Origin of the sequence: Mucisphaera sp. (assembly GCF_965279675.1) — a bacterium.
In the GTDB taxonomy this organism is placed as follows: domain Bacteria; phylum Planctomycetota; class Phycisphaerae; order Phycisphaerales; family Phycisphaeraceae; genus Mucisphaera.
In genome coordinates, this window is the sequence record NZ_CBDIIJ010000002.1 from 2557645 (window position 1) to 2572664 (window position 15020).

The following is a 15020-nucleotide window of genomic DNA, read 5'->3' on the forward strand; positions in this document are numbered from 1 at the left end:
GAATACGCTTCGGACATGCCTGTTTCGGCGGAAGAGCTTTATGCGTGGCATGCGCGTCCGGGGGCGTTTGAGCGGTTGACCCCGCCCTGGCAGCGTGTGGAGGTGTTGAGGCGGTCGGGTGGGATCGAGGATGGGGCTCGGATTGATCTGCGGATCTATCAGGGGCCGATCCCGACGATATGGAAGATTGAGCATCGGAATCATGTGTCCGGGGAGCAGTTTGAAGATCACCTGTTGGAGGGGCCGTTCCCGGTGTTTCGGCATCGGCATCGGTTTGAGTCGCTGGGTGGTGGGCGGTCGCGGCTGATTGATTCGATCGCGTTTGAGATGCCGGGTGGTCGGGTGACGGAGTTGGTGGCGGGGCGGTGGTTGTTGGGTCAGATGCGGCGGGCGTTTGCGTGGCGTCATGCGGTGACGCGGGCTGATCTTGCGGCGCATGCCGAGGCTGCGTGTGGGCCGATGCGGGTGGCGGTGTCGGGTGCGAGTGGGTTGATTGGGGGGAGGCTGTCGGCTTTTCTGACGACGGGCGGGCATGAGGTGGTGCCGATGATTCGGCATGGCGGGAGCGGGGTGTCTGAGCGTCGGACGGATCGGATCCGGTGGTCGTGGCCGAAGTATCAGATCGATGCTGGGGCGATGGAGGGGCTCGATGGGGTGGTGCACCTGGCGGCTGAGCCGATCATGGGTTCGTGGACGCCTAACAAGAAGCGGCTGATACGAGAGAGTCGTGTGCGGGGGACTCGTTTGGTGGCGGAGGCGGTGTCGCGGCTTCGTCGTAAGCCGAAGGTGCTGGTGGTGGCGTCGGCGATAGGGATTTATGGGGATCGTGGGCAGACGTTTCTGGATGAGGGATCGCCGGTTGGGGATGGTTTTCTGGCGGAGGTTGCGGAGGCGTGGGAGGCGGCGGCTGAGCCGGCCCGGGCGGCGGGGATTCGCGTGGTGAACGCGCGGATTGGGATTGTGGTGACGCCTACGGGTGGTGCGTTGGCGAAGATGCTGCCTGCGTTTTGGATGGGGGCTGGTGGACGTTTGGGTCATGGGAATCAGTGGTGGGGTTGGATCGGTTTGGATGATGTGGTGGGGGTGCTTCATCGGGCGTTGGTTGATGAGCGGATGGCGGGAGCGGTGAATCTGGTGTCGCCTGGGATTGTGACGAACCGTGGGTTCACGGCTGCGTTGGGCAAGGCGATTAGGCGGCCGACGTGGTTTCCGGTTCCTCGGGGATTGCTGCGGTTGGCGATGGGGCGGCAGATGGCGAATGAGGTATTGCTTAGCAGTCAGCGGGTGCGGCCGGAGGTGCTTGGGGAATTGAAGTATGGGTATCGGCATCCGGACTTGAGGCCGATGCTGGCTCAGCAACTGGGGATGGAGGATGCGGTTTGAGTGGTGCGACGTTGGTGTGGTTCCGTCAGGATTTGCGTTTGGCGGATCAGCCGGCGCTTCGTCACGCGGCGGATCGGCCGGGGCCGGTGATTCCGGTGTATATCGCGTCGTGTGAGGAGGAGGGGGATTGGTCGCCGGGCGGGGCGGCGAAGTGGTGGCTGTATCGGAGTCTGCTGTCGCTGGGGGATGGTTTGGAGGCGATTGGGAGTCGGTTGATTGTGCGGCAGGGGGAGGCGCTGGATGAGCTGCGGAAGCTGGTTGAGGAGACGGGGGCGGACAAGGTGGTTTGGTGTCGGCGGTATGAGCCGGCTGTGATTGAGCGGGATACGAAGGTCAAGGAAGGTTTGAAGGATGATGGCGTTGAAGCTGAGAGCTTCAACGGGTCGTTGCTCTTTGAGCCGTGGGAGGTTGAGACGGGGCAGGGCAAGCCGTATCAGGTTTACAGCCCGTTCAGCCGGAATTGTCTGGGTGGGCCGGAGATTGCGAAGCCGCTGGCGCGGCCGAAGTCTTTGAAGGGGCCGAGTGAGTGGCCGGACTCTGTGGCGTTGAATGATCTGGACCTGCTGCCGAAGGTTCGGTGGTACGGGGAGATGGAGCAGGTCTGGGAGCCGGGTGAGAAGGGGGCTGCGAAGAACCTGAAGGTCTTTACGGGTGAGCGGTCGGTGGTTTACGGGGAGGAGCGTGATCGGCCGGATCATGCGGGGACTTCGCGGTTATCGCCTCATCTGCATCATGGGGAGATCAGCCCGCGGCAGGTGTACCACGGGGTGATGGCGGGGTTGCCGAAGGGTAAGAAGGCTAAGGATGCACATACGTATGTGAAAGAGCTGGTGTGGCGGGAGTTTGGGTATCACCTGCTTTATCACTTTCCGAAGACGCCTGAGCAACCGCTTCGCGAGAAGTACGAGGCGTTTCCTTGGCGGCGGAGCAAGAAGGATTTGGAGGCGTGGCAGAAGGGGCAGACGGGGTATCCGATTGTGGACGCGGGGATGCGGCAGTTGTATGCGACGGGGTGGATGCACAATCGGGTGCGGATGATTGTGGCGTCTTTTCTGGTGAAGCATTTGCTGATCAGCTGGACGGAGGGGGCTGCGTGGTTCTGGGACACGCTGGTGGATGCGGACCTGGCGAGTAACACGCTTGGGTGGCAGTGGGCGGGTGGCTGCGGGGCGGATGCGGCGCCTTACTTTCGGGTGTTCAATCCGATCCTTCAGGGCGAGAAGTATGACCCGGAGGGGGTGTACACGCGGCGGTGGGTGCCGGAGGTGGCGGAGTTGCCCGACAAGTGGTTGTTCAAGCCATGGGAGGCTCCGCCTCTGGTTTTGCAGCAGGCGGGGATTGAGCTTGGGAAGACGTATCCGAAACCGTTGATTGAGCACAAGGCGGGGCGAGAGCGGGCGCTGGAGGCGTTGGCGTCTATGAAGGAATCATCGGATGACTAGCGGTGGATCGCCAAAGTGGATGTCGGTGGTGTTGTGGCTGGCGGCGGTTTATAACCTGCTTTGGGGTGGGGCGGCGGTTTTGTTTCCGGCGGTGTTTTTTACGGCTGCGGGGATGGAGCCGCCTGAGTATCTGTGGCTGTGGCAGTGTGTGGGGATGATTGTGGGGGTGTATGGGATTGGGTATGGGTGTGCTGCGTTGGACCCGGCGCGTCACTGGCCGATTGTGCTGGTGGGCTTATTGGGGAAGGTGTTCGGGCCGATCGGTTTTGCTCAGGCGCTGTGGTTGAGGGAGATCACGCCTGCGTTTGGGATCAACATCATTTTCAATGATCTGATCTGGTGGGTGCCGTTTGCTTTGATTCTGGTGCATGCCTGGAAGCGGGCGAAGCGGATGGAGTCTGAGGCGTGATGGTGCTGGAGCTGGTGCTGGTGGTTCATGCGGGGGCGACGTGCTTTATGGTGGGGTTGATCTGGCTGGTGCAGGTGGTTCACTACCCGTTGATGGATCGGGTGGAGGGTGAGGGTTTCGCGGCGTTTGAGCGTGATCATCAAAAGCTGATCGGGCCGATCGTGGCTCCTGTGATGTTGGTGGAGGGGGTGACAGCGGCGGCGTTGGTGTGGCTGCTGGCGGGCGGCGGGTGGTCCTGGGTGATTGCCTGTGTGGGGTTGGGTTTGGTGGTGGTGAATGGCGTGTCGACGGCGTTGGTGCAGGTTCCGCTTCATGCGCGGCTGAGTCGAGGGTTTGATGCGCGGGCTCATGTGGCGTTGGTGAGTACGAATTGGGTGCGGACGCTGGCTTGGAGTTTGCGGAGTGTGTTGGCGTTGTGGTTGTTGGTGTTGGTTTGAGTGTTTTGACCGTGGCCGGATGGCACGGACCAGCTTTGCGGTGTCTGTGATTGAATCGTGACCGGCACGGCTTTTCACGACTGTGTCGTGAAGAAAACGTGGCACTCGAATGAATTGGCGGGGGTCAGGCGTGTCGGAGGGCGCGGGCGGCTTTGTAGGTGCTGAAGGCGATGAAGGGTCCGGTGATGAGGGCGACGTCGAGGAGGGATCCGCCTAGGTACATCGCGACGAGTCCGAGGAGTGGGCCGAGGGCGAAGCCGGCGCCGATGAGGCCTTCGTGTTCGCCGCCTGCTTCGACGGAGGCGTTCTGGATGACCTGGGCGTAGTAGAGGGCGGCGAAGTAGGAGACGCCTGCGGCCCAGCCGAAGAGGACTTCGCCGAAGATCACGATGGGGACCGAGGGTCCGAAGAGGATCAGGAAGAAGCTGACTGGCTGGATGATGAGTGCGGTGATGAGTGGCCAGGCGCGGTCGTGCCATTGGGGGAGGATGATCATGCCGGTGAAGGTGAGGAAGCGGACGAGGTGGAGGATGGCGGCGGCGTTGGCGGACCAGGCGGTGGTGAGTCCGAGGTCGGTGAAGATCTGGGGGAGCAGTGGTGCGAGGAGGAAGAGGAGGGTGTAGCTGGCGAGCATGGTCCAGCGGCTGGAGGCGAGGAGGTGTTTCCAGCGGCTGAGTTGTTCGGGTGCGGGGCGGTCGGGGTGGTCGTGCTCCATGTGGAGCGGTCGCTTGCGGAGGGTGAGGATGAGGATCGCGACGGTGGTGTTGAGGGCGGCGGCGGTGATAAGCAACGCGCCGGGGTTGATGGCGAGGATGATGCCGGTGACGAGGAGGGCGACGGCGACGGCGGAGGACCAGGTGAGGTTGAAGTAGCCGATGACGCGCATGGCTTTTCGTGGGGTGAGTCCGGAGGAGATGTAGCTTTCGATGATGGGCCACATCATGCCGGTGGCGGTGCCGAGGATGAGGAAGCCGGCGGTGATGACGGCGGGTGTGGGTGATTGCCAGATGACAAGGTTGGCGGCGAGTTGGGTGAGGATGCTGATGAGGGCGATTTTGCGCTCGCCGAAGTGGTGGGTGAGCTTGTGGCTGGTGAGGGCTCCGAGGACGTAGGTGAGTCCCCAGCCGAGTGCGAGGGCGAGGTTGGCGGTTTCGGAGAAGCCGAGTTGCTGGTGGGTGAAGAAGTAGAGGCCGAGCTCAATGAGGGTGGTGCCCATCGAGCCGAGGAAGGTGAGGAAGAGGACGCGTCGTTTGTTGAGGTGGGTCATCTGGTGGTGCTCAGATGACTTTGCGTGTCATGGCTTTGCGGATATCGCGTTTGGCGTCTTTGGTTTTGATGTCTTGTCGTTTGTCGTGTTGTTTCTTGCCTTCGCCGACGCCGAGAAGGAGTTTGGCTTTGCCGCGGAGGAAGTAGACGACGAGGGGGACGAGGGTGGTGCCTTTGGCGGTGAGGTATCCCTGGAGTCGCTGTACTTCTCGTTTGTGGGCGAGTAGTACGCGGGGGCGTTTGGGGGCGTGCTGGTTAACGCCGGCCTGTTTGTATTGGGCGATATCGACGTTGAGGAGGAGGAGTTCTCCGGTTCGGTTGTCGATGGTGGCGTAGCCTTCGGCGAGTGAGATCTGGCTGTTGCGGATGGATTTGACTTCGGTGCCGAGGAGCTTGATGCCGACTTCGAGGGTTTCGGTGATGTGGTAGTCGTGGCGCGCGCGGCGGTTCTCTATGCGAGGGGAGAAGTGTTCTGGTTTGGGTTTTTTGCGTGCCATGGGGAATCGAAGAGTGTAGGGAGAATCGGGGGCATCGTGTAGTGATGTGTTGTGAAGGCTCCGGCGGCGGGCTATTTACCGACGCAGAAGGTGGCGAAGACGCGGCCGATGATGTCGTCCTCGGAGACACGGCCGGCGAGCTGGCCGAGGTGGTCGAGGGCGTCGCGGAGGCCGGAGGCGATCAGCTCGGGTTCGGCGAGGGGGCCGGTGGGGGTTTCGTGGCTGAGGTCGGCGAGGGTCTGGTCGATGGCGGTCTGGGCACCGGTGAGGGCGGCGAGGTGGCGGGGGTTGAGGGCGAGCTGCTGGCCTGCATGGGTCGGGCCGGTGGTGCTGAGGGTATCTGCGATGGTGGTGCGGAGGGTGTCGAGGTTGAGGCCGGTTTTTGTTGATATGGGGAGGGGCTGCTGGTTGTCGGTATTTGGCGGTGTGTTCAGCAGGTCGGCTTTGGTGAGTAGGGTGAGGGTTGGGGCCTGGGTTTCGAGCTCGAAGGGGGTAGGGTGATCGGCGGGGGTGCAGAGGAGGATGAGGTCGGCCTGGGTGAGGGTCTGGCGGGCGGCCTGCTGGGCCCGGGTGTCGAGGGTGTTGACGTCAGGTTCGTTGGTTAGGCCGGCGAGGTCGATGAGGGTGATGCCGAGTGTTTGGCCAGTGGAACTGGTGAGGGTGAGGTGGGCTTCGAGGCGGTCGCGGGTGGTGCCGGGGTCTTCGTGGATGATGGCGCGATGTTCGCCGAGGAGGGTGTTGAAGAGGGTGGATTTGCCGGCGGAGGGTGGGCCGGCGAGGACGACGCTTGGGTTGGCGGTGCGGTCGGACCAGGCGCGGGTTTTGGTGCGGAAAGTGGTGATGGCGGCCTGGGTTTGTTTGAGTTTGTCGATGAGGCTGGGGGTGGCGATGGAGACGACGTCTTCCTGATCGGTGAAGTCGATGCCTGCTTCGACGAGGGCGAGGAGGTCGGCGAGGTTGAGCATCCAGCGGTGGGTGGTGGCGCCGAGTTGTCCCTGCCGCCAGGCTGCGGCTGCGGTGAGCTCCGAGGTGGATTCGGCGGCGATGGTGGCGGCGATGCCTTCGGCCTGTTCGAGGGTGATGCGGGCGTTGTGATGGGCGCGAAAGGAAAACTCGCCCGGTTCGGCAATGCGGGCGCTGGCGGTGAGTGCTTGAGTGAGGACGCGGTCGAGCAGGGTGGGGTTGCCGGGGAGCCAGAGTTCGGCGGTGTCTTCGCCGGTGAAGCTGTTGGGACCCGGGAAGTAAGCGGCCATCGCGGGGAGGCTTGGGAGGGGGGCTTTGAGGCGGACGGGTGTGAGGTGACGCGGGGTGGGGGTGGTGGTGTCGGTTAGCTGGTTGAGGACGTGTGTGGTTTTGGGTCCGGAGATTCGGAGGAGACCGCGGGGGGCGTGGCCGGGGGGGGAGGCGATGGCGGCGATGGTCTGGCTGGCTTTGAGGGCGGGCAGCGAGCCGGCTTGTGGGGCGGTCATTTCTTTTTAGAACGGCGTGCGGTGGCTCTTCCGCCCGGCTGGTTGGCCTGATTGGCGACTTTCTTGCGTCCGCCACCGCCGGCTTTCGCGGCCTGCTGGGCTTCGTATTGCTCGCGGGCCTGTTCCATGGCTTTGCCGAAGCGGTCCATGAAGCCGCCTGGCTTGGGGGCTTTCTTCTCGAAGAGGCGGCCGGATTCTTCTTCCTTCTTGAGGTGCCGGCGGACGATCCAGGAGTCGAGGATACCGGCGCCGGTGGAGGCGGTCATGTAGAGGGTGAGGCCTGCGGGTGCGGAGTAGAGGAAGAAGGGGAAGATGAGGAACATGATGCGCATCATGCGCTGCATGGAGGCTTGCTGTTCGTTGGCGGGCGGCGGGCTCATGAGCTTGTTGTTGATGAAGAAGACGATGGCCATGAGGAGGGGGAGGATGTTGATGGCGTCGAAGTGGAGGCTGATGAAGTAGAGGTCGAGGTCCCAGCCGTCGCCAGGGAGGGTGATGAACTGGTCGGGGGCGGCAAGGTCTGAGAGGAAGTGCCAGTTGCCGGATGAGATGGTCTGGAAGATGCCCCAGAAGGCGGGTTCATGGCGTAGCTCGATGGCGTAGTAGAGCATGGCGTAGAGCGCGGTCCAGATGGGCATCTGGAGGAAGAGCGGGAGACAGCCGAGCATGCCGAGGGGGCTGGCTCCGGCTTCGCGCATCATGCGGAGCTGTTCGGACTGGAGTTTGGCTGGGTCGTCCTTGTATTTCTTCTTAAGTTTTTCGATTTCGGGCTGGAGCTTCTGCATGATCTTGCCCATACGCATCATGGAGAGCTGGCTCTTTTTCATGATGGGATGGAGGATCAGGCGGACGGTGATGACCAGGACGATGATGGCCATGCCCCAGTCGGCGAGTATCCAGTGGAAGAATCCGAGGAAGCCGAGGAGTGCGTGGGCGAGCCACTGGAAGGTGCAGATGTCGATCAGCCCGCCTAGCGAGTAGCGGATGGTTTTTTCGAGGTTTAGGGCTGCGTAGGGTTGCTGTTCGAAGACCGAGGCTTCTCTCGGGCCGGCGTAGACGGCGAAGCTGAGGTCGGTGGTGGCCTGAGGTTCGAGGCGGAGGGTTGGGGTGGCGGCGGTGAGGACGGTCAGGCGGAGGTCGTCGTTGGGGACAGGGACGAGAGGTAGCACGTACAGGTTGAGCTGGGGGAAGAGGGCCTGGAGGGGCGGGACCTGGGCCGGGCGGTCGATGCCTTCGGGATTGACGAGGCGGTGGGTGACGACGGCGAAGTAACGGTTCTCGGCGGCAACCCAGGCGAGTTCGGCGCGGTCTTCGAGATCGGGTGCGGGCCAGATCTGCGGGTTGCGGATCGACTCCATGCGGGAGATGAAGGCGTTGTCGGTGTAGATGGCGAATTTGCGGTCGTCGTAGTCGAGGTTGAAGTAGCCGGGGACGTAGTAGCGGCGGTCGCCCAGGTAGGCGGCGTCGTCCTTGGGCGTGTCGCCTTGGAGGAACTGAACCCATGCGACATCGAGTGGGCGGTCGGTGAGGTTGCGGAGGTTCTGGGTGACGGTGATGTCGTAGCCGTCGGGGGTGATGCGGAAGGTGCGCTCGATGGCGACGAGGGCTTCGGGGTTTTCGGGATCGGCGGAGGCGACGACGGCGCGGTAGGTGGCGGTGGTTCTGGGGCCGGGTTCGTAGTTTGGCTCGAGGGCCCAGCGGACGGCCATGAGGTCGACCTGTTGGCCGCCTATGACGAGGGTGCGTGCGGAGAAGGGGCGGATGCGGTACTGGCTGTCGGGGTCGGCGGCGCCGGGGATGGGCGCGGTGAGGGTGTCGTGGATGATGTAGGGTTCGGGGTCGATGAGTTCGTCGCTGTAGTCGGCGAGAGCGATGCGGGAGACGCCTGCTCCCCAGGGGCTGAGACGGACTTCGATCTTGAAGCCGGTTTCGGGGTCGGTGGAGCCGAGGGTGACGGGCTCGGTGAACTCGGCTTCGAGGACGATGGGGGTGGTGCTGAGTGGTGCGGCGGGCTCTGTGAGTGGGGTGAGATCGGGTGTTTGCGGTTGGGGGGTGACTTGTACGGTCTCCTCCGCCGAGGGTGCTGGTGTGGGGTCGATGGCGGGGGTTTGCGGCTCGGCGTTGGGAGCAACCTGAGCGGCTGGAGTCTCGGTTGCCGTGCGGGCGGGGTTGTTTTCGGCGTTCTGTTCGGAGCGACCGAGCATGCCTGCGACGGCGAACAGGCCGAGTATGACAGCGATGAGGGGGATGAGAATACGCATCGGGGTGGGGGTTTCCGGAGGCGGGGCGTGAGCCACGCAGTTTAGCAGGGGTGAGGGGTTTTGGGGGCGGCGTGGGAGGGCTGTGAGGGGGACGAAACCCGGGCTGTATCAGCCCGGGTTCGATCCAGCGGGTTCATGTGATGGGCTGGGTCGGGCGTTAAGCGAGTAGACGCCAGAGGTCGTTGAAGGTGACGAAGAGGAAGAGGCATCCGAGGAGTGCGATGCCGATGAGGCTGGCGATCTGCTGGATGCGGATGGAAGCGGGTTCGCCCCGGATGGCTTCGATCATGAGGAAGACCATGAGCCCGCCATCGACGATGGGCAGGGGCAGGAAGTTGAGGACGGCGAGGTTGATGGAGATGAGTCCGAGGAAGAAGAGGAGGTAGGGCCATCCGCGGGCTGCGACTTTCTGGCCTTCGTCGACGATACCGACGGGACCACGGAGGTTCTGGACCTGGACGGATCCCTGGAAGAGTCGGAGGAGGGTGAGGTAGGTCTGGGCCATGAACTCGCCGGTCTTGGACATGCCGAGGGAGATGGCTTCGGGGACGGAGTTGGCTTTGAGTGAGGTTTGGAGTTCGGTGAAGGCGACGCCTAGCAGTGGGGCACGCCAGCCGGCGTTGGCGATGTTTTCGATCTGGTTGGGATTGAGCGTGATGGACTGTCTGACAGGGGTGCTGTCGGGTGTGGGGTGGTAGGTGAAGCTGAGGCTGTTGGTGGTGTTGCTCTGGAGGGCGCGTTGGACGTCGGCCCATGTCTGGACAGGCGTGCTGTTGATGGTGAGGATGCGCCCGCCCGGGGTGATCTGGTAGATGGGTTCGGGTGAGGTCACGGAGGCGGTAGCCACGAAGGCGGCTGAATCCTGCATGTTGCGGATCACGCCTATGCGTCCGTCTTCCGGAGTGATGTTGCCGAGGTCCTGTTCCTGGCCGTCTCTGAGGACGGCGAGGCGGAGGGCGCTGCCGCCAGATGCGGAGATGGTGTCGACCAGTTTTTCGAAGCTTGGCCAGCGGGCGCTTCCGAGTCTGGTGATGGTGTCGCCTGACTGGATGCCTGCGGCCTGAGCGGGGCTGTTGTCAACGACTTCTGCGACGACGACGGGTGGGTGCCAGCCGAGGAGTCCGGATTCGGTTTCGATGGAGCCGAAGGTGGGGGTTGGCTGGACGGTGATGTCGCGAGCTGAGCCGTCTTCGGCTGTGAAGGTGATGGTGGTGCGTTGGCCGTTGGTGGCGTTGATGGCCTCGCGGTACTGGTAAAAGCGGGTGACGGGGATGTTGCCGACGTGGGAGAGGGTCATGCCGGCGGTGACGCCGGCGCTGGCGGCGAGGGAGTCGTCGCTGACGGCGGAGATGTCGAGGGTGACGGAGGGGCCGATGCCGATGGAGAGGAGCCCTTCGCGGCGGGCATCGGGCATGGGGGTGACGGTGTAGGTGATGGGGGTGTCGATGTTGGGGCGATCGACGGTGATCTGGCGTTGGGAGTCGGCGGGGGCGAGGGCGATGGAGATTCCGACATCGACCATGTCGCGGACGGGCTTGTCGTCGATGGTGAGGATGCGGTCGCCTAGCTGGAGTCCGATGGGCGTGTTGTCGGGTGCGTTGAGGGGTTGGGCGTTGGCGGCGGGGGAGTCGGGTCGGACGGTGCCGACTTCGGCGGCAGGAAAGTCGACGCCGGCGAGGAAAGCGGGGATGAAGACGACGAAGCCGGTGATGAGGTTCATGATGACGCCGGCGGAGATGACGAGCGCGCGGGCGGGCACTGACTTGGAATTGAAGGAGCGGGGGCTCTTGGACATAGCGGAGGGGTCGAGGTCTTCCTGTCCGACCATCTTGACGTAGCCGCCGAGGGGGAGGTAGTTGAGACGGTATTCGGTTTCGCCAAGTCCGAGTCGTTGGCCGATGGCGTCGATTCGTTCGTCGCCGGCTGTGAGTAGTCTTTCTTCGTACTTGTCTTTAGGGGTTGCGGTGTTGTCTTCCTTGTCGAGTTCGTCGATGAGTCGTTTGGTGTAGGTGGCTTCGGTAGAGCCAATGCGGAGGCCCATGCCCTTTCGCCAGGAGCAGAGGGCGGTGCCGAAGCCGATGGCGAACTGGGTGCACTTGATGCCGACCCATTTGGCGGCGAGGAAGTGGCCGAGTTCGTGGATGAAGATGAGGAAGCCGAAGCCGAGGATGAACAGGGCGACGGCGATGTAGGCGTTCTCAAGCATCGGACAGTTTTCCTGGTTACGAGTCGGAGCTGGCTGATGGTGTGGCTACGGTGGTGTCGGTTTCGAGGTTCAGTTGTTGCTCGACGAAGTCTCTGGCGGCCTGATCGGCGCGGAGGATGTCGTCGAGGTGGTTGACGGTTTGTATCGGCAGGTTGTCGAGGGCTTCGCGGGCGAGTCGGGCGATGCGGCCGAAGCGGATGCGGCCGTCGAGGAAGGCTGCGACGGCGGCTTCGTTGGCGGCGTTGGCGATGGCTCCGGCGGTTCCGCCCAGTTCGATGACACGGTAGGCGAGTCGGAGGGCCGGGAAACGGTCGCCATCGGGCGGGTGGAACTCGAGGGGGCCGAGTTGGGTCCAGTTGACTGGCGTGGCCGAGCCGCTGTGTCGGTGGGGGTGGGTGAGGGCGTGCTGGATGGGCCCGCACATATCGGGTGGGCCGAGCTGGGCGATGACGGAGTTGTCTTTGAATTCGACGAAGCTGTGGACGATCGACTGGGGGTGGATGACGACGTCGATGCGTTCGGCTGGCTGCTTGAAGAGCCAGTGTGCCTCGATGATTTCGAGGGCCTTGTTCATCATCGTGGCGGAGTCGATGGTGATCTTGGGGCCCATGTCCCAGGTGGGGTGTTTGAGGGCCTGCTCGGGTGTGGCGTTTTCGATGGTTTCGGCGGGGGAGGTTCGGAAGGGCCCGCCTGAGGCGGTGAGGACGAGTCGTTTGACTTCGGAGGGCTGGCCGGATTGCAGGCACTGAGCAATGGCGGCGTGCTCGGAATCGACGGGGAGGATTTCGGCTCCGGAGTCTGCAACGAGGCGGGTGACGAGGTCGCCGGCTGCGACGAGGGTTTCTTTGTTGGCGAGGTGGATGCGGCGGCCGAGTTCGGCGGCGGCGATCATGGCGGGGAGGCCGGCGGCTCCGACGATGGCGCCGGCGATGTCGGTGGCGGCGACTTCGCGTACGAGCTGCTCGGCGGCATCCGGTCCGGTCAGGACGCGGGTGGTTTTGGGGAGGGCTTTTTCGAGTTGGGGGCGGAGGTGGTCGTGTGCGACGGCGACGTTGGGGACCTTGAAGCGCAGGGCCTGTTTGATGAGAGCCTGGACGCTGGTACCGGCGGCGAGACCGGTGATCTGGATGCTGTTTGGGCGGAGCCGGTTGAGGTGTTCGACGACCTTGAGCGTGTTGACGCCTATGGACCCGGTGCTGCCGAGGACGATGAGTTGTTTTTGCTCATCGGCTGGGCTCACGCTTGTGTCTCCGATGGGATGACGGTGTTGCTGTAGCCGCCAGAGACAACGGCTTCGGTTCCGGATGAGGTGCCGTCGCTCTTGTCGGTCGTATCGGAGGATTTACGGGGGCGTCTGCGTCGGCGTCGTTTTTTCCTGGCTCCGTCGGTGTCGGACGCTTCGTTGTTGGTCTTGCTGGTGGCGATCTGGTTGCCGTCGACCTCGGGTGGGGAGGTGGCTTCGGGTTCGCGTTGGTTGCCGATGTTGTCGGGGTCGACCTTTGGTTTGGTGATGCGTCGGCGTCGGCGACGGGGTTTGGGGGCGGACTCTGTGTCCTCATCAGGTGTCTTGTCTGGTGAGGCTTTGGCTTCCGGCTGATCGTTGGTCTCGGCTTTGGCTTCGGTCCTATCGGCGTCTTTTGATCGAGATCGGCTGCGTGATCGGGAGCGCGAGCGGCGTTTGGGTTTGTCGGGCTTGTCGGTGGTTTCTTCGGCTGGGTGATCGGAACTGGCTTCGGTCGGTTGATCGTCGGCGGCCTGGACTTCGGTCTGTTCGTCGGCTGGTTGTCTTTCTTCGGCGTCACGGGAGCGTCCACGCCCACGGCCGCCTCGGCGTCGTCGGCGCCGCTTGGGTGTCTCTTCCTGTTCTTCGGCGGCGTCGAGGTAGCTCCCGCTTGTTTTGGCTTCGGGTTCTGCTTCGGGCTGTTTATCTTCGGGTGCTGGTGGGGTGGGTGTGGGTTCCTCGTCGTCGAAGTCGAGGGCCCCGGCGGCGTTGCCGGTGATGGGATTGAGGGTGGGTTCGGTGCGTCCGGCCTGACGCATGGCGTCTTTGGCGGCGGGGATAGCGAGTTGGCCGCCACGGTCGTCGAAGGCGGTGATGTCGACGAAGTCGACTGCCGATCCGCCGACACGGACGAGGACGTCTTTGCCGAACGTGCGTTCGAGGTCGACGAGTTGGCGTCGGCGTCGGTTGAGCAACTGGAAGGCGACGTCGGGGCTGATGGTGAGTTCGATGCGGGCGACGTTCTTGCGGTGCAGGACGTAGGCGAGTTCACGCATCACGTGGAGGACGACGGACTCGAGTGACTTGACCTGTCCGGTGCCGGCACAGGCGGGGCAGTCTTCGAAGAGAGACTTGCGGAGGGAGGGCCGCATGCGTTGGCGGGTGAGTTCGAGGGTGCCGAAGGTGCTGATGGAACCGATGCGCGTGCGGGCGCGGTCGTTCTTCATCAGGGCCTTGAAACGCGATTCGACGGTGCGTCGGTTGCGGGCGGCCATCATGTCGATGAGGTCGGCGACGACGACCCCGCCGAGGTCGCGGAGTCGGAGCTGGCGGGCGATTTCCTCGATGGCTTCGAGATTGGTGTTGTAGGCGTTGGACTCGGCGTCCTTGGCGTCGCGGCTCTTGCCGGAGTTGACATCAATGGCGACGAGGGCTTCGGTCTGGTCGAAGACGAGGGATCCGCCGGATTTGAGTGGCACTTCTCTTGCGGCGATCGATTCGATCTGTGGTTCGATGTCGTGTCGGTGGAAGAGGGGGATTGGGTCTTCGTAGTGGAAGACCTTGGTTTTGCCCCTCGGGTTGGTGACGGCGAGGAAGTCGGCGACGCGTTGGGCGGCTCGGGGGTCGTCGACGACGATCTCCTCGATTGCGCTGGTGTAGACGTCGCGGATGGTGCGGATGATGAGGTCGGATTCGGCGTAGAGTTCGCCGACACCTCGGATGGACTTGCGGCGTTTTTCTATCGACTTCCAGAGTCGTGTGAGGTAGGTGAGGTCGCGTTTGAGTTCGGTTTTGGTCTGTCCGATGCCGGCGGTGCGGACGATGAAGCCGAGGTCCTCGGGTGGGTTGAGGTCCTTGAGGATCTGGCGCATCTCGCGGCGGGCGTCGTCGTCTTCGACTTTGCGTGAGACGCCGGCGTGCTTCATGTTGGGCATCATCACGAGATAGCGGCCGGGGATGGAGGGGTAGCTGGTGAGGGTTGGCCCCTTGGTGCCGATGCCTTCCTTGAGGACCTGGACGATGACTTTGGAGCCTCTTCGGAGGCAGTCCTGGATGGGTGGGCGTTCGCGTCGCGGGGTTTTGAGGCCGACTTTCTCGAAGGCCTCGCGGGCTTCGCCGGGGAAGTACATGGGGTGGAGGTCGGAGACGTGGAGGAAGCCGTTTCGGTCGAGTCCGAAGTCGATGAAGGCGGCCTGGATGGAGGCTTCGACGTTGGTGACTTTGCCGAGGTAGATGTTGCCGACGTGTGAGTCGGCGGAGGCTCGTTCCTGATAGAACTCTTCGAGTCGTCCGTCGGTAGCGATGGCGATGCGGCATTCTTCGCCGGCGACGTGGTTGATCAGCATTTGTGTTTTGGGCACGTTTCTCCAGCGGTCGTGATCGTGCGTCCGCGCCTATCGATCGCGCGAAGCCTCGTTTTGAGGTCTTC

The 15020-nt window shown here is 63.4% G+C and carries 11 protein-coding genes; 4 read left to right on the plus strand and 7 right to left on the minus strand.

Annotation, left to right across the window (positions count from 1 at the left end; all coding sequences use genetic code 11):
* The first annotated feature begins 15 nt into the window (after positions 1–15).
* The 4 genes from ACQZAB_RS11015 to ACQZAB_RS11030 are packed head-to-tail and all read left to right on the plus strand — an operon-like array spanning position 16 to position 3671.
* The gene (locus ACQZAB_RS11015; RefSeq protein ID WP_428389568.1) at positions 16–1383 is read left to right on the plus strand and encodes a TIGR01777 family oxidoreductase; all 1368 of its coding nucleotides are present in this window, start codon (positions 16–18) and stop codon (positions 1381–1383) included.
* A complete protein-coding gene (locus ACQZAB_RS11020; protein WP_428389569.1) occupies positions 1380–2825 on the plus strand; it encodes a cryptochrome/photolyase family protein in 1446 nt (481 codons plus the stop codon). The genes ACQZAB_RS11015 and ACQZAB_RS11020 overlap by 4 nt, the downstream gene beginning before the upstream one ends.
* Positions 2818–3234 carry an alkyl hydroperoxide reductase gene (locus ACQZAB_RS11025; RefSeq protein WP_428389570.1) on the plus strand — a complete coding sequence of 139 codons (417 nt, stop codon included), beginning with the start codon at positions 2818–2820 and terminating at the stop codon, positions 3232–3234. Before ACQZAB_RS11020 ends, ACQZAB_RS11025 begins: the two co-directional genes overlap by 8 nt.
* Positions 3234–3671 (plus strand): hypothetical protein, encoded by a 438-nt coding sequence (locus tag ACQZAB_RS11030; RefSeq protein WP_428390157.1) that lies wholly within the window; start codon positions 3234–3236, stop codon positions 3669–3671. Before ACQZAB_RS11025 ends, ACQZAB_RS11030 begins: the two co-directional genes overlap by 1 nt.
* A 124-nt stretch (positions 3672–3795) precedes the next feature.
* Here ACQZAB_RS11030 and ACQZAB_RS11035 read toward each other — a convergent pair whose 3' ends face one another.
* The 7 genes from ACQZAB_RS11035 to ACQZAB_RS11065 all read right to left on the minus strand — a co-directional run bounded on the left by ACQZAB_RS11035 (position 3796) and on the right by ACQZAB_RS11065 (position 14952).
* The gene (locus ACQZAB_RS11035; RefSeq protein ID WP_428389571.1) at positions 3796–4938 is read right to left on the minus strand and encodes an MFS transporter; all 1143 of its coding nucleotides are present in this window, start codon (positions 4936–4938) and stop codon (positions 3796–3798) included.
* Positions 4939–4948: 10 nt separating this feature from the next.
* Positions 4949–5434, minus strand: coding sequence for an SsrA-binding protein SmpB (gene smpB, locus ACQZAB_RS11040; RefSeq protein ID WP_428389572.1), 486 nt, complete (start codon positions 5432–5434; stop codon positions 4949–4951).
* 71 nt (positions 5435–5505) lie between these two features.
* Complete coding sequence (locus ACQZAB_RS11045) at positions 5506–6903, minus strand: tRNA modification GTPase (RefSeq protein WP_428389573.1); 1398 nt, start codon at positions 6901–6903, stop codon at positions 5506–5508.
* Positions 6900–9164, minus strand: coding sequence for a YidC/Oxa1 family insertase periplasmic-domain containing protein (locus tag ACQZAB_RS11050; protein ID WP_428389574.1), 2265 nt, complete (start codon positions 9162–9164; stop codon positions 6900–6902). The genes ACQZAB_RS11045 and ACQZAB_RS11050 overlap by 4 nt, the downstream gene beginning before the upstream one ends.
* A gap of 157 nt (positions 9165–9321) precedes the next feature.
* Positions 9322–11370: a site-2 protease family protein gene (locus ACQZAB_RS11055; RefSeq protein ID WP_428389575.1), complete on the minus strand. Its 2049-nt coding sequence runs from the start codon at positions 11368–11370 to the stop codon at positions 9322–9324.
* A gap of 16 nt (positions 11371–11386) precedes the next feature.
* Positions 11387–12610, minus strand: coding sequence for a 1-deoxy-D-xylulose-5-phosphate reductoisomerase (gene dxr / locus ACQZAB_RS11060; RefSeq protein ID WP_428389576.1), 1224 nt, complete (start codon positions 12608–12610; stop codon positions 11387–11389).
* Positions 12607–14952, minus strand: a complete 2346-nt coding sequence (locus tag ACQZAB_RS11065) for an Rne/Rng family ribonuclease (protein ID WP_428389577.1) — start codon at positions 14950–14952, stop codon at positions 12607–12609. The genes dxr and ACQZAB_RS11065 overlap by 4 nt, the downstream gene beginning before the upstream one ends.
* Between the last annotated feature and the right edge of the window lie 68 nt (positions 14953–15020).

Coding starts and splice junctions, on each gene's coding strand:
- ACQZAB_RS11015 (WP_428389568.1), top strand. CDS start 16: ATGCCTGTTTCGGCGGAAGAGCTTTATGCGTGGCATGCGCGTCCGGGG.
- ACQZAB_RS11025 (WP_428389570.1), top strand. CDS start 2,818: ATGACTAGCGGTGGATCGCCAAAGTGGATGTCGGTGGTGTTGTGGCTG.
- ACQZAB_RS11030 (WP_428390157.1), top strand. CDS start 3,234: ATGGTGCTGGAGCTGGTGCTGGTGGTTCATGCGGGGGCGACGTGCTTT.
- ACQZAB_RS11035 (WP_428389571.1), bottom strand. CDS start 4,938: ATGACCCACCTCAACAAACGACGCGTCCTCTTCCTCACCTTCCTCGGC.
- smpB (WP_428389572.1), bottom strand. CDS start 5,434: ATGGCACGCAAAAAACCCAAACCAGAACACTTCTCCCCTCGCATAGAG.
- ACQZAB_RS11045 (WP_428389573.1), bottom strand. CDS start 6,903: ATGACCGCCCCACAAGCCGGCTCGCTGCCCGCCCTCAAAGCCAGCCAG.
- ACQZAB_RS11050 (WP_428389574.1), bottom strand. CDS start 9,164: ATGCGTATTCTCATCCCCCTCATCGCTGTCATACTCGGCCTGTTCGCC.
- ACQZAB_RS11055 (WP_428389575.1), bottom strand. CDS start 11,370: ATGCTTGAGAACGCCTACATCGCCGTCGCCCTGTTCATCCTCGGCTTC.